15 protein-coding genes are annotated in these 17,959 nt (G+C 73.6%); 6 read left to right on the top strand and 9 right to left on the bottom strand.

Annotation, left to right across the window (positions count from 1 at the left end; translation table 11 throughout):
* Nucleotides 1-16: 16 nt before the first annotated feature.
* From AB0C33_RS11405 to AB0C33_RS11370, 8 genes are read right to left on the bottom strand one after another with little or no spacing between them, the layout of a single operon-like run.
* Entirely contained in the window at nucleotides 17-1,429 is a 1,413-nt protein-coding gene (locus tag AB0C33_RS11405) for an aldehyde dehydrogenase family protein (RefSeq protein ID WP_358286202.1), read from the bottom strand.
* The gene (locus AB0C33_RS11400; RefSeq protein ID WP_358286200.1) at nucleotides 1,426-2,586 is read right to left on the bottom strand and encodes a P1 family peptidase; all 1,161 of its coding nucleotides are present in this window, start codon (nucleotides 2,584-2,586) and stop codon (nucleotides 1,426-1,428) included. Before AB0C33_RS11400 ends, AB0C33_RS11405 begins: the two co-directional genes overlap by 4 nt.
* Nucleotides 2,586-3,767, bottom strand: coding sequence for a M20 family metallopeptidase (locus AB0C33_RS11395; RefSeq protein WP_358286198.1), 1,182 nt, complete (start codon nucleotides 3,765-3,767; stop codon nucleotides 2,586-2,588). The genes AB0C33_RS11400 and AB0C33_RS11395 overlap by 1 nt, the downstream gene beginning before the upstream one ends.
* Nucleotides 3,764-4,540 carry an ATP-binding cassette domain-containing protein gene (locus AB0C33_RS11390; protein ID WP_358286196.1) on the bottom strand — a complete coding sequence of 259 codons (777 nt, stop codon included), beginning with the start codon at nucleotides 4,538-4,540 and terminating at the stop codon, nucleotides 3,764-3,766. The genes AB0C33_RS11395 and AB0C33_RS11390 overlap by 4 nt, the downstream gene beginning before the upstream one ends.
* 28 nt (nucleotides 4,541-4,568) lie before the next feature.
* The gene (locus tag AB0C33_RS11385) at nucleotides 4,569-5,483 is read right to left on the bottom strand and encodes an ABC transporter ATP-binding protein (protein ID WP_358286194.1); all 915 of its coding nucleotides are present in this window, start codon (nucleotides 5,481-5,483) and stop codon (nucleotides 4,569-4,571) included.
* Complete coding sequence (locus tag AB0C33_RS11380; RefSeq protein WP_358286192.1) at nucleotides 5,470-6,303, bottom strand: ABC transporter permease; 834 nt, start codon at nucleotides 6,301-6,303, stop codon at nucleotides 5,470-5,472. The genes AB0C33_RS11385 and AB0C33_RS11380 overlap by 14 nt, the downstream gene beginning before the upstream one ends.
* Nucleotides 6,300-7,238, bottom strand: coding sequence for an ABC transporter permease (locus AB0C33_RS11375; RefSeq protein ID WP_358286190.1), 939 nt, complete (start codon nucleotides 7,236-7,238; stop codon nucleotides 6,300-6,302). The genes AB0C33_RS11380 and AB0C33_RS11375 overlap by 4 nt, the downstream gene beginning before the upstream one ends.
* Nucleotides 7,235-8,734 carry an ABC transporter substrate-binding protein gene (locus AB0C33_RS11370; RefSeq protein ID WP_358286188.1) on the bottom strand — a complete coding sequence of 500 codons (1,500 nt, stop codon included), beginning with the start codon at nucleotides 8,732-8,734 and terminating at the stop codon, nucleotides 7,235-7,237. The genes AB0C33_RS11375 and AB0C33_RS11370 overlap by 4 nt, the downstream gene beginning before the upstream one ends.
* 89 nt (nucleotides 8,735-8,823) lie before the next feature.
* Here AB0C33_RS11370 and AB0C33_RS11365 point away from each other — a divergent pair, with 89 nt between their 5' ends.
* The 6 genes from AB0C33_RS11365 to AB0C33_RS11340 all read left to right on the top strand — a co-directional run bounded on the left by AB0C33_RS11365 (nucleotide 8,824) and on the right by AB0C33_RS11340 (nucleotide 16,277).
* Nucleotides 8,824-9,633, top strand: a complete 810-nt coding sequence (locus tag AB0C33_RS11365) for a GntR family transcriptional regulator (protein ID WP_358286186.1) — start codon at nucleotides 8,824-8,826, stop codon at nucleotides 9,631-9,633.
* Nucleotides 9,634-9,662: 29 nt separating this feature from the next.
* A complete protein-coding gene (locus AB0C33_RS11360) occupies nucleotides 9,663-10,646 on the top strand; it encodes an adenylate/guanylate cyclase domain-containing protein (protein ID WP_358286184.1) in 984 nt (327 codons plus the stop codon).
* On the top strand, nucleotides 10,643-11,401 hold the full coding sequence (locus AB0C33_RS11355) for an aminotransferase class IV (RefSeq protein WP_358286182.1): 759 nt from the start codon (nucleotides 10,643-10,645) through the stop codon (nucleotides 11,399-11,401). Before AB0C33_RS11360 ends, AB0C33_RS11355 begins: the two co-directional genes overlap by 4 nt.
* 29 nt (nucleotides 11,402-11,430) lie before the next feature.
* Entirely contained in the window at nucleotides 11,431-12,402 is a 972-nt protein-coding gene (locus tag AB0C33_RS11350) for an LLM class flavin-dependent oxidoreductase (protein WP_358286180.1), read from the top strand.
* A gap of 119 nt (nucleotides 12,403-12,521) precedes the next feature.
* Nucleotides 12,522-14,678: a choice-of-anchor J domain-containing protein gene (locus tag AB0C33_RS11345; RefSeq protein WP_358286178.1), complete on the top strand. Its 2,157-nt coding sequence runs from the start codon at nucleotides 12,522-12,524 to the stop codon at nucleotides 14,676-14,678.
* Nucleotides 14,679-14,765: 87 nt separating this feature from the next.
* Complete coding sequence (locus AB0C33_RS11340) at nucleotides 14,766-16,277, top strand: acyl-CoA synthetase (RefSeq protein WP_358286176.1); 1,512 nt, start codon at nucleotides 14,766-14,768, stop codon at nucleotides 16,275-16,277.
* A gap of 13 nt (nucleotides 16,278-16,290) precedes the next feature.
* Here the strand turns inward: AB0C33_RS11340 and AB0C33_RS11335 are convergent, their stop codons facing one another.
* On the bottom strand, nucleotides 16,291-17,904 hold the full coding sequence (locus AB0C33_RS11335) for a benzoate-CoA ligase family protein (RefSeq protein ID WP_358286174.1): 1,614 nt from the start codon (nucleotides 17,902-17,904) through the stop codon (nucleotides 16,291-16,293).
* Nucleotides 17,905-17,959 lie beyond the last annotated feature (55 nt).

Here is a 17,959-nt window from a genome sequence, read left to right as displayed (position 1 = left end):
CACCCTACAGCGGCCGTCAGGGGCGGATGATCGCCATTCTGGTCACCGTCATTTCCTCCATGGCGAAGCGCGGGCCCTCGCGGCCGCTGCCCGAGTCCTTGACGCCGCCGTACGGCATGTTGTCGGCGCGGAAGCCGGGCACCTCGTTCACCACCACGCCGCCGGTCTGGATGCGTTCGATCGCGGTGAAGGCGGTGGCCAGCGAGCGGGTGTAGACGGCGGCGTGCAGGCCGTACCGGGAGCGGTTGACGGCCTCGAAGGCGGCGTCGAGGTCCGGCACCCCGCGGACGCACACGACCGGGCCGAAGATCTCCTCGTCCCACGCCGCGGCGCCGTCGGGCACGCCGGACAGCACGGTCGGCGCGATCGCCCGGCCCTCGCGCACCCCGCCGGCGACCACCTCGGCGCCCGAGTCGCCGATCCAGGCAAGGACGCGGTCGGTGGCGGCGGCGTCGATCAGCGGGGCCACGCGCGTCCCGGGCAGGCGCGGGTCGCCGACGGCGACGTCCTTGACGCGGGCGGCCAGCAGCGCCAGGAACTCCGCCCGTACCGGCTCTTCCACCAGCACCCGCTGCACCGCGATGCACGCCTGGCCGGAGGCGTAGTAGCCGCCGCGCACGACGGCGTCGGCGGCGGCCGCCAGGTCGGCGTCGGCGGCGACCACGAGGGCGGCGTTGGAGCCGAGTTCGAGCAGCACCTTGGTGGGGGCGGCGGCGCGGGCGATGGCGTGCCCGGCGGCGGCCGAGCCGGTGAAGGAGACCGCGCCGATCCGCCGGTCCTCGACCAGCGTGCGGCCGACCTCGACGTCCCCGGTGACGAGCTGGACGCCGGCGGGCGGCAGGCCGCCCTCGCGGAGCAGGTGCACCAGCCGGAGCGTGGCCAGGGGCGTCGCCGGGGCGGGCTTGACGATCACCGGGCAGCCGGCCGCGACCGCCGGAGCGATCTTGTGGGCGGCCAGGAGCAGCGGGTAGTTGTAGCCGGTGATCCCGACGACGACGCCGATCGGCCGCCGCGTCCAGAACCCGATCAGCCCCTCCCCCGACGGCAGCAGGTCCAGCGGGACGGTCTCGCCGTGCAGCCGGGCGACCTCCTCGGCGGCCGTGGCGAGGGTGAGCAGCGTCCTGGCCACCTCGACCCGGCAGTCGACCAGCGGCTTGCCGGTCTCCAGGACGAGCAGCCGCTCGAACTCCTCGCGGCGGGCGGCGAGCGCGTCGTGCGCGGCCATGAGCGCGGCGCGGCGGGCGTGCGAGGGCAGCGCGGCCATGGCGGGCGCGACGGCCAGCGCCGCCTCCAGGGCGCGGGCGGCGTGGGCGGGGGTGCCCAGCGGGGCGCGGGCCACCACCGAGCCGTCGTAGGGGAAGATCACCTCGGTGGTGTCCTCGGTGGCGGTCCATCCGTCTCCGATGGGCAGGCCGTCCGGCCAGGTCATCTGTCTCCCCCTAGGACGCTCGGGAACACGTCGAGGTACGCGGGCGCGTCCTCGCGGCCGGTGGCGGCGAGCATGGCGTGGGCCACCGCCCGGCTGAACACGTCGGCCGCGGCGGCCAGGACGTCCTGGAGCCCGTCGGGGCCGGGGGCCGGGCGGGCGCAGGCGGCCAGGCCGAAGACGGTGTCGCCGTCGACCATGGTGTGGGCCGGCCGGATGGCTCTGGCCAGGCCGTCGTGGGCCACCCCGGCCAGCTTGCCGCACTGGGCCTTGGTGAGGGTGAGGTCGGTGGCCACCACGCCGATGGTGGTGTTGAACGAGGTGACCTTGTCCGGCTGCCACGCCCCGGCCTCGGCGGGGTCCGGGCGGCGCAGGTGGCCGAACTCGCCCGGCAGGCCGTAGCGGACGCCGGCGAGGGTGGCGCCCGCGGGGTCGAGCACGGATCCGGCGGCGTTGACGACGGCCAGGGCGGCCACGGTGACGCCGCCGGGCAGGACGGCGCTGGCCGTCCCGACGCCGCCGGCCAGGCCGCCCGCCATCGCCCCGGCCCCGGCCCCGATGGACCCGCTGGCCGTGGGGGGCGCGGTGGCGTGCCGGGCCGCGCCGCCATGGTGGGAGGCGTCGCCGTAGCGGGCGGCCGTCCGCGGGGAGGAGGCGTCCGCGCTGCCGCCGCGGCGGGGCGGGGGTGCGGGGAAGGGCGGTTCGTGCGCCGGAGTGCGGGCGGCGGCGTAGGCGGCGGCGCCGAGGGCGGCGTCGGGGGTGGCGCGGAAGTCGCCGCCGCGCCCGAGGTCGTAGATGACGGCCGACGGGACGATGGGCACCACGCCGCCCGCCACCGGGAAGCCGATGCCCGCGTCGGCCAGCCCGTCCATCACCCCGCACGCCGCGCTCAGCCCGTACGCGCTGCCGCCCGACAGCACGACGGCGTGCACGCGCTCGACCAGGTTGCGCGGATCGAGCAACTCGGTCTCGCGGGTGCCGGGAGCGGCGCCGCGCACGTCGACGCCGGCCACCACGCCCTCCGGCGGCGCCAGCACCACGGTCGTGCCCGTGCGGTAGCCGCCGCCCACCCGGTGCGCGTGCCCGACGCGCAGCCCGGCGACGTCCACCAGCGAGTTCGTCGGCCCGGGACGCATGCCGGGGGCTGGTTCGGCGAGCATCAGAAGTCCCGGTGCAGGAAGCGCCGCGCCGCCTCGGCGAACACCCGGGTGCACCGGACGATCTCGGCGACCTCGACGTACTCGTCCGCCTGGTGGGCGATCCACTTGCCGCCGGGGCCGTACACGACCGAGGGGACGCCGCCCCAGTGGGTCAGCACGGTCCCGTCCGTCGAGCCCGGCACGCCGCCGTAGACCGGCTCCTCCCCCGTCACCGTACGGTGGGCCGCCGCCAGCGCGGCCACCACCGGGTCGGTCACCGGCACGTCCACCGGCGGCCGGTCCACCAGGACCGACACCGACGCCTCGATCCCGTCCCCGGCCGCGGCGAGGGCGGCCACCCGGTCGGCCACGACCTTGTGCTCCAGCCCGGGGATCGTGCGCACGTCGACGAAGACGGACGCCGTGGCGGGGATGACGTTGACCTGCTCCTCGCTGCCCGCCCGGACCACGGTCGGGGTGACGTACACCTCGCCGAGGTGCTCGTGGGCCGGATGCCGTTCCTGGAGCTCCCGCTGGAGGCCGCTCAGGGCGACCAGCAGCGTGCCGACCGCCTGGACGGGGTTGCGGCCGTGCTGCGGCATCGCGCCGTGGGCCATCTTGCCGGTGAGGTCGACGCGCAGCCGCAGCGCGCCCTTGGCCACCGCGCAGATCTCCCCGGCCTCGGGCTCGGCGACGATCGCGCCGTCCACGCCGTCGGCCAGGCCGGAGGCGACGAAGTGGTGGGCGCCGATCATCAGGCCCTCCTCGTCGGCCAGCGCGCACACCTTGATCCGGCCGGGGAACGGGCCGGCGAGCTGGAGTGCGCGGGTGGCGTAGAGGGTGGCGGCCAGGCCGGACTTCATGTCGGCGCTGCCCCGGCCCCACAGCCGCCCGTCGCGGATCTCGCCGCCGAACGGGTCGACGGTCCAGGTGGACAGGTCGCCCTCGGTCACGACGTCGGTGTGGCCCTCGAACATCAGCGTCGGCCCGTCGCCGCCGCCGCCCTCGACCACCGCGACGACGTTGGGCCGCCCGGCGGCGGCCTCGCTCACGACCGGGTCCCAGCCCCACTCCCGCATCCTGGCCTCGACCAGCTCGGCGGCGGGCCGCTCGGTGCGCCCGCGCGCGGGGTCGTTGGTGCTGGGGATGCGCACCAGGGCCTGCGTGAACTCCACGACTCCCCGCTCGTCGACCTCGATCACAACAATCCCTCCAGGGTCGGTACGGCCTGCAGCAGGTCACGCGTGTACGGGTGGCGCGGCGCGGCCCAGACGTCGTCCACCGGGCCGGTCTCGACGATCTCGCCGCCGCTCATGACGGCCACGGTCTCGCACACGTGCCGGACCACCGACAGGTCGTGCGAGACGAACACGAGCGTGAGGCCCAGCTCGTCCACCAGGTCGGCGAGCAGGTTGAGGATCTGGCCGCGGACGGACACGTCGAGGGCGCTGACGGGCTCGTCGGCGACCAGCACCTTCGGCCGGGGCGCGAGCGCGCGGGCGATGGCGATGCGCTGCCGCTGGCCGCCGGAGAACTGGTGAGGGTAGCGGTCGGCGGCCGAGGCGGGCAGGCCGACCTCCTCCAGCAGCTCGGCCACCCGGCCGCCGACCGGCAGGCCGAGCGCGACCAGCGGCTCGGCCACCAGGTCCCGCACGCGCATGCGCGGGTCGAGCGAGCTCATCGGGTCCTGGAAGACGATCTGCAGGTTCTCCCGCAGGAAGCGCAGCCGCCGCTCCGGCAGGCCGGTGATCTCCCGCCCGTCGAAGACGACGGACCCGCCGGTGGGCCGGTCCAGGCCGCACAGCAGGCGCAGCAGCGTGGACTTGCCGGAGCCGGACTCGCCGACGATGCCGAACCGCTCGCCGCGGCGGACGGTCAGCGACACCTCCCGCAGGGCGTGGACGGGCGCGCCCGGCCTGGTGAGCGAGGTGCGCGGGCGGTGGTAGACGCGGCTGAGCCGGCGCGCCTCGATCAACGGCCCACCCGGTGGGTCACCCAGTGGCTCATTCTGCGGGGTGCCAGCATGCGTGGGCATGGCCGTCTCCTGTCAGCGCCGGCGGGGTCTCGCACCGCGGGGTGGCGTGCGGGCAGCGGTTGCGGAACACGCAGCCCTCGGGGAAGGCGCCCGCGGGCGGCACGCTGCCCTTGATGGTCGGGAGCCTGGTGCCGCGCGGCGTGAGCCGGGAGGCGGCCAGCAGGCCCTCGGTGTATCGGTGGCGGGGGCGGGTGAAGACCTCGCGGACGGTCCCGGTCTCGACGACGCGGCCGCCGTACATGACGATCACCCGCTCGCAGACGGAGGCCACCACCGCCAGGTCGTGGGTGATGAACAGCAGCGCGGGGGCGACCTCGGCGATCAGCTCCAGCATCTGCTTCTGCACGGTGACGTCGAGCGCGGTGGTCGGCTCGTCGCAGACGAGCAGCCCCGGCTCGTTGGCCAGGGCGATGGCGAGCATGACGCGCTGCCGCTGGCCGCCGGAGAGCTGATGGGGGTAGGCGCGGGCGATCTGCCCGGGTTCGGGGAGCCGGACGCGGTCCAGCAGCGCGAGCGCGCGCCGCCCGGCCTCGGCGCGGGGGACGCCGTGCAGGGTCAGGGCCTCGGCGACCTGCGCGCCGACGCGCATGAGCGGGTTGAGCGCGGTCATCGGCTCCTGGAAGACCATGGACAACTCGCGCCCGCGCAGGTCCTTCAGCCGCTTCTCGGGCACGCCGAGCAGGTCGCGCTCCCCCAGCCTGGCCGTGCCGGACGCGGTGACGCCCTCGGGCAGCAGGCCCATGAGCGACAGCGCGGTCAGCGACTTGCCGGACCCGGACTCGCCGATCAGCCCGACCCGCTCGCCGGGCCCGATCGCGAACGACACGTCGTGCACGAGCCCCACCGCGCCGGCCCGTACGGAAAGCCCCTCAACCGTCAGCACGGACCCTCCTGAGCTTCGGATCGAGGTGGTCGCGCAGCCCGTCGCCGAGCAGGTTGAACCCGAGGACGGCGAGCGCGATCGCCAGGCCCGGCCACAGCGCCAGGCGCGGGGTGGAGAACAGCAGCTCCTGCGACTCCTGCAACATCCGCCCCCAGGACGGGGTCGGCGGCCGGGTGCCGAACCCGAGGAACGACAGCGCCGCCTCGGCCAGGATCGCGATCGCGAACGACACCGACGCCTGCACGATCAGCACGGACCCGATGTTCGGCAGCACGTGCCGCACGGCGATCGCGCCCCGGCGGCGGCCGGCGGCGCGCGCGGCCAGGATGTAGTCGGTCACCATGACCTGGAGCGTCGCGGCGCGGGCCACCCGCGCGAACGCGGGCACGGTGGCCACGCCGATCGCGATCATCGCGGTGAGCGTGCCGGCTCCGTAGACCGCGCCCAGCATGACGGCCAGCAGCAGCGCGGGGAAGGCGAACACCAGGTCGTTGACCCGCATGATCAGCTCCGACAGCCAGCCGCGCGGCGTCATCCCGGCGACCACGCCGAGCGGCACGCCGAGGACGGCGGCGATCCCGACGGCCACCACGCCGACGTAGAGGGTGGTGCGCGCGCCGACCATGAGCTGGCTGAGGGTGTCGCGGCCGAACTTGTCGGCGCCGAGCAGGTAGCCGCCGCCGGGGTCGCGCAGCTTGCGGGCGGCGTCGACGAGGGTCGGGTCGTGCGGCGTCCAGACGAACGAGAGCAGCGCGGCCAGCGTCACCAGCCCGACCAGCGCGCCGCCGGTCAGCAGCGCGGCGTTCGCGCGGCCCTTCATCGCAGCCTCGGGTCGAGCAGGCGGTAGGCGACGTCCACCACGAAGTTGATCAGCAGGACCGCGGCCACCAGCACCATCACCACACCCTGGACGAGCAGCAGGTCGCGCCCGGCGACGCCGTTGAGCAGCAGGTCGCCGAGCCCGGGCAGCACGAAGACCCGCTCGACCACGACCGCCCCGACCAGCAGGGTGGCCAGTTGCAGGCCGAGCACGGTGACCACGGGGATCGAGGCGTTGCGCAGGCCGTGCCGCCACAGGGCGCCGGCGCTGCCGCGGCCCTTGGCGCGGGCGGTGCGCAGGTAGTCCTCGCGCATGACGTCGAGGACGGCGCTGCGCACGTAGCGGGTGAGCACGGCGCCCTGGACGAGCCCGAGCGACAACCACGGCAGCAGCATCGAGCGCAGCCACTCCTGCGGGCTGTCGGCGATCGGGACGTACCCGCCGGAGGGCAGGGCCTGGGCCTTCACCGCGAACACGAACACCAGCAGGATGCCCGCCAGGAAGGCGGGGACGGCGATGCCGAGCTGGCCGGCCGCGCTGATCGCCGCGCCGAGCGGGTTGCGGTGGTGCACGGCGGCGAACGTGCCGAGCGGCACCGCGACGGCCAGCGCCAGCACCATGCCGCCCAGCACCAGCACGGCCGTCACGCCGAGCCGCTCGCCGATCTGCGGGCCGATGGGCGAGCTGGTGACGTAGGAGACGCCGAAGTCGCCGTGGGCCAGCCCGCCGATCCAGTCGAGGAACTGCACGGCCGGCGGGCGGTCGGTGCCGAACTGGCGGCGCAGCGCGGCGACCGCGTCGGGGGTGGCGTTGACGCCGAGCGCGATCTCGGCCGGGTCGCCGGGCAGCAGCGCCATGAACGCGAACACCGCGACGGCGGCGACGGCGGCGCTCACGATCAGCACCGCCAGCCGTTTGAGCAGGTAGAGCGTCACTGCTTGGCGAGACCGGTGAAGTCGAAGGACTCCGCGATGGCGTTCTTCGGCAGCCCGGTGACGCCCTTCTTCGCCACGATCAGGTTGGGGAACAGGAACAGCCAGTCGGCGGCGGCGTCGTCGGAGAGCAGCTTGGCGGCCTTCTTCAGGTCGTCGGTCTGCTGCTGCTCGGTGCCGGCGTCGGCGGAGGCGAGGAGTTTGCCGAACTCGGGGTTGTCATAGTGGAAGTAATACGATTTATCGGCAAAAATCCCCATGTCGCGGGGCTCGACGTGGTTGATGATGGACAGGTCGTAGTCGCCCTGCTTGAACACCACGTCCAGCCAGCGGGCCGGGAACTCCAGCGGCTCGATGTCGGCCGTGATGCCCACCTGGGCCAGCTGCGACTTCACGACCTGCGCGCTCGCCACCGCGTACGGCAGGTTGGGGATGCGCATCTTGACCGTCAGCGTCCTGCCGCCCAGCAGTTCCTTGGCCTTGGCCGGGTCGTGGGGGTAGTCGCCGGTGCGGTCTTCGTACCAGGGGTCGGTGGGCGGCACCATCGAGCCGATGAGCTGGCCGCGCCCGGCCCACGCGGTGTCCAGCAGCGCCTTGTGGTCGATGGCGTACCGGACGGCCTGGCGGGCCTTGACGTCGTCGAACGGCGGCCGGGCGTTGTTCATGGACAGCACGACCTCGCCGTTGGTGGTGCCCTCGACCGTCTGGAACCGGTTCGGATCGGCGAACTGCTGCAGCGACTCGGGGGCCTGCACGGCGGAGATGACGTCGATGCCGCCGGTCAGCAGCGCGTTGTTCATCGCCGTGGCGTCCTTGAAGTACTTCAGCGTGATCGCCGACAGCGCCGGCTTGGCGCCCCAGTAGGAGGGGTTGGCGGCGAGCTGGATCGACTCGCCGCGCTTCCACGCCCCGAGCGTGTACGGCCCGGTGCCGACGGGCTTGTTGGCCAGGTCGGCCACGCCGGTGCGGCTGAACATGGCGCCGAGGCGGGTGGCCAGGGCGTAGAGGAAGCCGTTGCTCGGCCGCTTGAGGGTGACGACGGCGGTGGCGTCGTCGGTCTTGGTCACCTTGTCGATGACGTCGAGCTGGGCCTTGATCTTGAGCTTCCAGTCGCTTCTGACCCGGTCGAGCGAGAACACCACGTCGTCGGCCGTGAACGGCGCCCCGCTGCTGAACGTGACGCCCTTGCGCAGGGTGAAGGTGTAGGTCTTCCGGTCGTCGGAGACCGACCACTTCTCGGCCAGCAGCGGCTTGATCGAGCCGTCCTGGTCGAGCTTGACCAGGCCCTCGTAGACGTTGACCAGCAACGCCTGCGGGATGGCCGCGCCCTCGGTGGCGGTGAAGTCGAGGTTGGCCGGCTCGGCCACGAACCCTACGGACAGGGACTGGGCCTTGGGGGTGCCCGCGGTGCCGGAACCGCCCGAGCCGGAACCGCCGCCACAGGCGGCTGTGACCAGCAGGAGACCGCCCACGGCGATCCAGATTCCGATTCGCCTCATGTCTTACAGCCTCCTGGCTAGTGCACTGGTCTGACCAGTAGGCTACGCACATTGCCAGTCCGTGACGGCTCGGGTCAAGGGGGCTTCCGATGGGTGCACGGTTCGAGCCGGTGCGGGCCGTACGCGCTTACGAGCGGGTCGTGGAACAGGTCGAGGAGGCCATCGAGAGCGGGGCCCTCGGGCCGGGGGCTCGGTTGCCGAGCGAGCGCGAGCTGATGGTGCAGTTCTCGGTCGGGCGCTCCACGGTGCGGGAGGCGCTGCGCGTGCTCCAGGCGCGCGGCCTGGTGCGGTCCCGGCCGGGCGATCCCAACGGCGCGGAGGTGCTGCCGTTCTCCCCCGCCGCCTTACACAAGTCGATGACCACGCTGGCGCGGGTGGCCGAGCTGTCGCTGGCCGAGCTGGTGCAGTTCAGGATGGTGCTCGACTCCTCGGCCGTGCTGCTGGCCGCGCGGCTGCGCACCGAGGAGCAGCTCGCCGCGATGGAGGCGGCCATCGCCGACATGCGCGCCGCCATGCGCGCCGCCGCGCCCGCCGCCACCGCCACCGCCACCGCCTCCCCCTCCGCGTCCGCGTCCACGTCCGACCACGACGCCTTCAGCGCCGCCGACGTGGCCTTCCACGACGTCGTCGTGGCGGCCAGCGGCAACACGCTGATCCAGGTCTGCACCGACGTGGTCCGCTCGGTCGTGCTGGGGCTGATCGCCGGGAAGATCGCCGACGCGCCCGACCGCGAGTCGCTGATGCGGCGCAGCATCCGGCACCACGAGGAGGTGCTGGCCGCCGTGCGCGCCGGCGACGGGGCCTCGGCCGCGCGCCTGCTGCGCCGGTCCATGTACGACTACTACGCCGTCCACCTGCCCGACGCCGAGCGGCCCGCCCTGCGCGCCCTCCTGGAGTGACGCCCGCCACAGGGTGTTATGTTGCACGCGTGTCACGCGAGGACGGGGACGGGGTGGCGGAGGCGTTCCTGCGCGCGCCGCGCCGCTACACCAGCCACCAGGTGGCCCACATGGCCGGGGTCCCGGTCTACCGGGCGCGCCGGTTGTGGCGGGCGCTGGGGTTCGCCAACGTGGCCGACGACGCGGTCGAGTTCACCGACTCCGACGTCGAGGCGCTGCGCACCATGCTCTCGATGGTCAGCTCCGGCGCCTACGACGAGGAGCACATGCTGCTGATGGCCCGCTCGATCGGGCGGGCGACGGCCCGGCTCGCCGAGTCGCAGGCCGAGCTGGGCGCCGAGGCGCTCGACCAGGCGGGCGTGCCGCTGGCAGAACGCCCGCGGGCCTGGCGGCGGCGGGCCGAGCGGGTGGTGCCCGACCTGGCGCGGCTGCTGGTCTACGCCTGGCAGCGGCAGCTCGCCGCCGCCGCCGGCCGGCTGGCCGACCAGGACATGAGCGCCGTGCGCATGGCGGTGGGGTTCGCCGACCTGGTGGCCTTCACCCGGCTCAGCCGGCAGATCACGGCGACCGAGCTGGCCCGGCTGGTCGACAGGTTCGAGGGCCGCTCGGCCGACGTGGTCACGTCCTCGGGCGGGCGGGTGGTCAAGACGCTCGGCGACTCGGTGCTGTTCGTGGCCGACAAGTCGCACGTGGCGGCCGAGATCGCGCTGCGCCTGGTGGAGACCCACCGCGGCAGGGACATGCCCGAGCTGCGGGTGGGCCTGGCCGCCGGGCCGGTGATCTGGCGCATGGGCGACGTGTTCGGCACCACCGTCAACCTGGCCAGCCGGCTCACCGCGCTCTCCCTGCCGGGAACGATCCTGGCCGACCCCGAGATGGCCGAGGAGCTGGAGGGCGACCGGGCCTTCCTGCTGCGCGCGGTCGACCGGCTGTCGGTGCGCGGGCTCGGCGAGCTGGCGCCCTTCACGATCATGCGCGCGGGGGCCGGCGGACAGGACATGCTGGACGCATGATCGTACGAGCGGTGGTCGAGGGCAGGCCGGTGGACGCCGACGCGCGCTTCGCGCTGGAGGCCCGCTACGGGCACTTCACCGCCATGCAGGTCAGAGACCGGCGCACCCGCGGCCTGGCCCTGCATCTGGAACGGCTGGCGGCGGCCAACCTGGAGCTGTTCGGCGCCCGGCTCGACCCGGCGGCGGTGCTCGGCGCGATCCGGGCCGTGCTCGGCGACGACCTGCGCGACGCGGGCGTGCGGGTCTACGTCGTCGAGCACGACGGCCGCCCGCGCGTCGTGGCCACCGCCGCCCCGCCCACCGAGGTCGCCACCCGCCCGCAGCGCGTCACGGCGGTCGTCTACCAGCGTTACCTGCCGCACATCAAGAAGGCGGCCGGCTTCGCCCAGGCGCACCTGCGGCGGACCGTCGCGCCCCTGGGCTTCGACGAGGCGCTGCTGACCACGGCCGACGGCCTGATCAGCGAGGGCGCGATCACGAACGTCGGCTGCTGGTCCGGCGGGCGCCTGGTGTGGCCGGACGCGCCGATGCTGCGCGGCACCGCCATGGGCCTGCTGGAAGGCATCGACGTGCCCCAGGAGCGCCGCCCGCTGCGGGTCGCCGACCTGCCGGGCTTCGACCTGGTGTTCCTGTGCAACTCCCACGGCGTGGTCCCGGTCGGCGAGGTCGACGGCGTCCCGCTGCGGCAGGACGGCCCGACGCTGGCCCGGCTCCTCTCCTGCTACGACGCCGTCCCGTGGGACCCGCTGGATTGATCCCAGGGCGTGCGGCGTTGCACGCAGGCGTGACGCTTTACTCGATTCTCGACCGTTCGCTCCTGCGCCGGGGCTCCGACGCGGCCACCGCGCTGCGGGACACCGTCGCGTTCGCCCGGCAGGCCGAGGAGCTGGGCTACCACCGGTTCTGGGTGGCCGAGCACCACAGCGTGCCCGGCGTGGCGGGGGCGGCGCCGACCGTGCTGGCCGCGGCCGTCGCGGCGGCGACCGGGCGGATCCGGGTGGGCACCGGCGGCGTGATGCTGCCCAACCACCGGCCGCTGGTGGTGGCCGAGCAGTTCGGCGTGCTGGAGTCGCTGCACCCGGGGCGGATCGACATGGGGCTCGGGCGCTCGGTGGGGTTCACGGGCGGCGTCCGGCGGGCGCTCGGCCACGGCAAGGAGGCCGCGGACGGGTTCGGCGACCAGGTCGGCGAGTTGCTGGGGTACTTCACCGGCGGGCAGCGGGCGCATCCGGGTGTGCACGCCGTTCCGGCCGAGGGGCTGCGTCCGCAGGTGTTCGTGCTGGCCATGGGGTCGGGGGCGGATCTGGCGGCGGAGCTCGGGCTGCCCATGGTGATCGGGGCCGGGCCGCGGGCGGTGGAGGCGGCGGCGCGCTACCGGGCGGGGTTCCGGCCCTCGGAGTGGGCGGCGCGGCCGTACGTGATGGCGGCGGTCAGCGTCGCGGTCGGGGCGACCCGCGAGGAGGCGGCGCAGCTCCAGCTGCCGGAGGCGTGGTCCACGGCGCGCTCGCGCACCAGCGGCGCGTTCCCGCCCCTGGTGCCGGCCGAGGAGATCGCCCGGCTGGAGCTGACCGGGCGGGAGCGGGCGCTGCTGGCGGAGGCGCTGAAGGGGCAGATCCACGGCACCGCGCCGGAGGTGGCGGTCGCGCTGGGCTCACTGGTGGCGGCCACCGGCGCCGACGAGGTGCTGGTCACGATGAACACCTACGACCTGGAGCGGCGGCTAAATTCGTACCGGCGGCTGGCCGTTCTGGTTTGATCGCCAATTCCACCGCATTTTGTTGGCAAATGCCCCCATTGCGCGCGCCAATTCGGTTCCGGTAATTACCGGATGTCACCCCTGTTCCATCCGGGCAACACCCATACCTAGGGGGTTCAATGGCGCGCACCCGAATCATCGGAATCGCTGCCGCACTTCTCTTACTGCCCACGCTGACCGCGATACCCGCGTCGGCCGAGTCCCCGCAGGCGGCCGCCACGGCCGCGCCGCCGAGCGACGTCAAGGAGCTCACCCGCAAGGACTTCACCCTCGACGGCAAGCCCGTCAAGGTCCCGGCGAAGTACGAGGCCCGCGCCAAGGCCAAGGCCGCCGCCGAGACGCCGCCGGTCGGCACCGTACGGCAGTGGCTGGCCACGGACGACTACAACGGCCGCCTGTACCGCAAGGACTACACGCTGCGCGGCGTCGGCGACAAGATCGAGGTCTGGGTCGCCAACGACCTGGCCTTCCCGGCCGGCGACTGCCGGATGCAGGTGCCCGGGACGACGGAGATCACCGACGCCCAGGTCACGAACCTGGTGCAGCAGTTCGACACGAACATGTACCCGAAGGAGACCGCGACCTTCAGCACGCCGCCGGACCGGGACGGCACGAACGCCGTGCTCGGCCCCGACGCCAACGGCAACGGTGGCGTCTACACCGGTGCCGGCGACCGCACGGTGACGCTGATCGACAACGTCCGGGACGACAACTACTACACCTTCCCGGCCGCGACCACGTACATCGCGGGCTTCTTCTCCTCCCAGTACAACGAGCTGCTCGACCGCAACGTGATGACGATCGACGCGTTCGACTGGCTGCACAGGACCGGCGCGAACCCGCCGGACAACCCGACCTCCGACGTGTGCACCTCGCGCTCGGCCCGGCCCTTCCAGTACGAGGGCGTCTTCGCCCACGAGTGGCAGCACCTGCTGCACTACTACACCGACCCGCTTGAGACCACCTGGATGAACGAGGGCCTGTCGGACTTCGCGATCTCGGTGACGGGTTACGGCAACCCCAAGGCGACGGTGTTCGAGAAGGGCTTCGACAACCACATCAACTGCTTCCAGGGCTTCGGCATCGTCCAGACGCCGTACAACCCGAACCCGCGCAACTGCGGCGGCCCGCAGAACTCGCTCAACCTGTGGGGCGACGGCGGCAACCCGGACGCGGTGCTGGCCGACTACGGCAACGCGTACTCGTTCATGCTGTTCCTGTACGACCGGTACGGCGCGGACTTCCTGTCCAAGCTGCACCGTGACGGCTCCCTGCAGGGCCTGGCCAGCGTCAAGGCGGCGCTCGGCAGCACGGACCTGTACCAGGTGCTGCACGACTACCAGACGATGGTGCTGGTGGACAAGGTCGTGGGCAGCCGCGGCGTGGTGCTGGGCGTGCCGAAGAAGCGGGTGACGACCGCGAGCCTGAACTCCACGGTCAACCTCGCCAACCCGGCCGCGTACAACACTCCGGGGGCGGCCCCGAACGGCGCCGACTACGTGCAGATCCGCAAGCCGGGCGGCGCGGCGCCGACCTCGCTGTCCTTCCAGGGCGCCAAGACGCTGCCGCCGATCCCGCTGGCCTGGACCGTCGTCTCCGACGACCCCGACCGCGCGGGCAACCCGGTGCTGTGGTCGGGCAACGCCAGCAACCTCAACGTCGCCGCGGTGACCAAGGTGACGGTCCCGGCCGCCGACCCGACGCTGCGCTTCCTCGCCAAGTACGGCGCGGAGTCCGGCTTCGACTACGGCTACGTGATCGTCTCCGCGGACGGCGGCAAGACCTACACCGCGATCCCCGGTGACAAGACGGTGGCCGGCCCGCTCGGCCCGGCCGTCAACGGCACCACCACCGGGTTCCAGCCGCACAGCTACAGCCTGTCCGCCTACGCGGGCAAGGAGATCCTCGTCGGCTTCCAGTACGTCAGCGACGGCGGGGTCAACGAGGGCGGCTGGAAGATCGACGACGTCACGGTGGGCGCGACGGCGGTGAGCGACGGGGCCGGCCTGGAGCCGTTCGACTCCCCGACCGAGATCTCGCCGACGCCGGTCAGCAACTGGAACGTGCGTCTGGTCGGCCTGGACGAGCGGCACTCGGTGGTGCTGCAGGCCCAGTTCGACGGCAAGGGCTCGATCAGCCTCAACCGGCTGCAGCTCGCGCCGTTCGCGGTCTTCCCGTCGGTGGTCGCGATCGTGGCCTATGACGAGCCGACCGAGCAGGTCCAGCAGTACGCGCCGTACACGCTGAAGGTCAACGGCGTCACCCAGCCAGGGTGAGCCCGAGGAGGCGTCCGCCGGGGGTCGGCGGGCGCCTCCTTCGTCGGGTACGATCGCCGAACATCATTCGGCATGGGGGTGCCCAGCATGACCACGCGCCAGCACACGATCGGCGACCTCCTGCGGCGCTCGGCCGCCAGGTTCCCCGCCAAGACCGCCGTGATCTACGGCAACGTCCGCCAGAGCTACGCCGATCTCGACCTTGAGGTCAACCGCACGGCCAACGCGCTGGCGGCGCGGGGCGTGGCCAAGGGCGACCGGTTCGCCCTGTTCAGCCATAACAACCATGCCTTCGTGGTGGCCTACTTCGCGCTGGCCCGGCTGGGCGCGATCTCCGTGCCGATCAACTTCATGCTCGGGCCGCGCGAGGTGGCCTACATCCTGGAGCACTCCGGCGCGACGGGGATGCTGGCGGAGGAGGCGCTGCTGCCGGTGGCCGAGGCCGCGGCCGGGCCCGCCGTGCGGGTGCGCGGCGTGATCGGCGCGGCCGAGGGCTGGGAGTCCTTCTCCACCTGGCGCGGCGACGACGCCGAGCCGCAGGTGGAGATCGCCGCCGACGACCCGATCCAGCTCATGTACACCAGCGGCACCGAGTCCCGGCCCAAGGGCGCCACGCTGTCCAGCGGGAGCCTGCTGGCCCAGTACGTGAGCTGCGTCGTCGACGGCGAGATGAGCTCCGACGACGTCGAGGTGCACGCGCTGCCCCTCTACCACTGCGCCCAGCTCCACTGTTTCCTGACGCCCGGCATCTACCTGGGCGCCACCAACCTCATCCTGCCGGGCGCCGACCCGGCCTCGATCCTGGCCACCATCGAGGGCGAGCGCGCGACCAAGCTGTTCTGCCCGCCCACGGTGTGGATCGCCCTGCTGCGCCACCCCGACTTCGACCGCCGTGACCTGTCCTCGCTGCGCAAGGGCTACTACGGCGCCTCGATCATGCCGGTCGAGGTGCTGAAGGAGATCTCGGCCCGGCTGCCGGACGTGCGCCTGTTCAACTTCTACGGCCAGACCGAGATGGCGCCGCTGGCCACCATCCTGCGGCCCGAAGAGCAGCTGACCCGGCTGGGCTCGGCCGGGCGGCCCGCGCTCAACGTCGAGACCAGGATCGTCGACGACGAGGACCGGCCGGTGGCGCCGGGCGTGGTCGGCGAGATCGTCCACCGCAGCCCGCACGCCATGCTCGGCTACTGGAACGACCCCGACAAGACGGCAGAGGCGTTCCGCGGCGGCTGGTTCCACAGCGGCGACCTCGGCGTCATGGACGCCGACGGCTACCTGTCGGTGGTCGACCGGAAGAAGGACATGATCAAGTCCGGCGGCGAGAACGTGGCGAGCCGCGAGGTGGAAGAGGTCATCTACCAGCATCCGGCGGTCGCCGAGGCGGCCGTGTTCGGCGTCCCGGACGAGCGGTGGATCGAGGCGGTGACGGCCGCCGTGGTGCTGCGCGAGGGCGCGGGGCTGACCGCGGCCGAGCTGAACGCGTTCCTGCGCGAGCGGCTGGCCTCCTTCAAGACGCCCAAGAACGTGGTGTTCGTGGACGCGCTGCCGAAGAACGCCTCCGGCAAGGTGCTCAAACGCGAACTGCGCGACGCCTTCTGAGAGCCCGCGCCGGTCACTTGCCGAGCAGGTCGGCGGCCAGTTGCCGGAGCACCGCGCGCTGGACCGCGCCCGTCGCCGTCCTCGGCAGCTCGTCCAGGACCAGCACCTCGTGCGGGAGCAGGACGGCGGCCAGGCCCTCGCGGCAGAACGCGATGAGCTCGCCCGCGTCGATCGGGCGGCCCGGCCTGGGCACCACGCAGGCGACCGGCCGGTCCGGCCCGTCGGCGCCGGCGTGGGCGACCACCGCGCACTCGGCGACCGCGGGGTGCTCCAGCAGCCGGGCCTCGGCCTCCAGGGGTGACGTCCAGGCGCCGCCCGTCCTGATCAGGTCGCCGGAGCGGCCCAGGAAGCGGTAGGAGCCGTCGGCGTCGCGGGCGCAGGTGTCGCCGGTGCGCAGCCACTCGCCCTGGAACGCCTGGCGGGTGGCGGCGGTGCGGCACCAGTAGCCGGTGGCGATCGAGTCGCCGCGCACGTACAGGTGGCCGGGCTCGCCGTCGGGGACGGGCGCGCCGGAGTCGTCCAGCAGGCGCACCTCGTAGCCGGGCACGACGGCGCCCGAGCCGGCGGGGCGCGCCTGGCCCGGACGGCCGGAGAGGAAGACGTGCAGCGACTCGGCGGAGCCCAGGCCGTCGATGAGGTCCACGCCGAAGCGGCCGGTGAAACGGCGGTGGAGCTCGGCGGGCAGCGCCTCGCCCGCGGAGACGGCCAGGCGGACCGAGGCGAAGGCGTCCTTGGGGGCCTCGGCGGCCAGCAGCGCGGCGTAGAACGACGGGCCGGCGAAGAACAGGGTGGGGCGCTCGGCCAGCAGGCGTTCGACGACGCCGCCCGGGGTGGGCGCGGCGGGGTCGAGGATCGTGGTCGCGCCCGCGGCGAGCGGGAGGATCAGGGAGTTGCCGAGCCCGTAGGCGGAGAACAGCCGGGCCGCCGAGAGGCACCGGTCCTCGGGGCGCACGCCGAGCACCTGCCGCCCGTACGCCTCGTGGACGTCGCGCAGCGCGCCGTGGCGGTGCATGGCCGCCTTGGGCGCGCCGGTGGTGCCGGCGGTGTAGAGCCACAGCGCGGGCGAGTCGGGCCAGGTGTCGTACGCGCCGGTCGCGCCCCGGCCGGCCTCCAGCACGTCCGACCACAGGCAGACCGGCACGCCGGGCTCGACCGCCGCCGACGGGCCCGCTCCGGTCGCGGTGGCGATGCGCGCCACGTGGCCGGGGGCCTGGCCCGCGTCGGTGAGCACGAGCGCCACGACCTCGGGCGCCGACAGCAGCGCCTCCTGCACGGCCGGCTCGAACTCGGGCGCGGAGACCACCACCCGCGCCCTGGAGTCGCGGATCAGCGCGCCCAGCTCGGCCCCGTCGTACAGGGCGGGCACCGGGACGGCGACCGCGCCCATCCGCAGCACGGCCAGGATCGTGATCAGCGTCTCGGGCCGGTCGGGCAGGACGAGCAGCACGCGCTCCTCCGGCCGCACGCCCATCACCCGCAGCCCGCCGGCCAGCTCGGCGACGTGCGTGGCGAGCTGGGCGTACGTCATGGCGCCCAGCGGCCCGGCGACGGCGACGCGGTCGCCGTGCCCGGCCTCGACCAGGCGGTCGGTGAGATGGACGCCGGCGTTGAACGACTCGGCAGGCATGGTCGTCCCCATCCGCAGAAGGGCTTTGCAGCTGAAGTCTCCATACAGAATCGAT

The sequence above is a fragment of the Nonomuraea sp. NPDC048881 genome (genome assembly GCF_040649795.1).
Lineage (GTDB): Bacteria > Actinomycetota > Actinomycetes > Streptosporangiales > Streptosporangiaceae > Nonomuraea.
Note: the sequence above shows the minus strand (reverse complement) of the source record. Positions and strands in the feature narration are given on the sequence as shown.

Coding starts and splice junctions, on each gene's coding strand:
- AB0C33_RS11335 (WP_358286174.1), bottom strand. CDS start 17,904: ATGCCTGCCGAGTCGTTCAACGCCGGCGTCCATCTCACCGACCGCCTG.
- AB0C33_RS11370 (WP_358286188.1), bottom strand. CDS start 8,734: ATGAGGCGAATCGGAATCTGGATCGCCGTGGGCGGTCTCCTGCTGGTC.
- AB0C33_RS11340 (WP_358286176.1), top strand. CDS start 14,766: ATGACCACGCGCCAGCACACGATCGGCGACCTCCTGCGGCGCTCGGCC.
- AB0C33_RS11365 (WP_358286186.1), top strand. CDS start 8,824: ATGGGTGCACGGTTCGAGCCGGTGCGGGCCGTACGCGCTTACGAGCGG.
- AB0C33_RS11405 (WP_358286202.1), bottom strand. CDS start 1,429: ATGACCTGGCCGGACGGCCTGCCCATCGGAGACGGATGGACCGCCACC.
- AB0C33_RS11400 (WP_358286200.1), bottom strand. CDS start 2,586: ATGCTCGCCGAACCAGCCCCCGGCATGCGTCCCGGGCCGACGAACTCG.
- AB0C33_RS11380 (WP_358286192.1), bottom strand. CDS start 6,303: ATGAAGGGCCGCGCGAACGCCGCGCTGCTGACCGGCGGCGCGCTGGTC.
- AB0C33_RS11355 (WP_358286182.1), top strand. CDS start 10,643: ATGATCGTACGAGCGGTGGTCGAGGGCAGGCCGGTGGACGCCGACGCG.
- AB0C33_RS11345 (WP_358286178.1), top strand. CDS start 12,522: ATGGCGCGCACCCGAATCATCGGAATCGCTGCCGCACTTCTCTTACTG.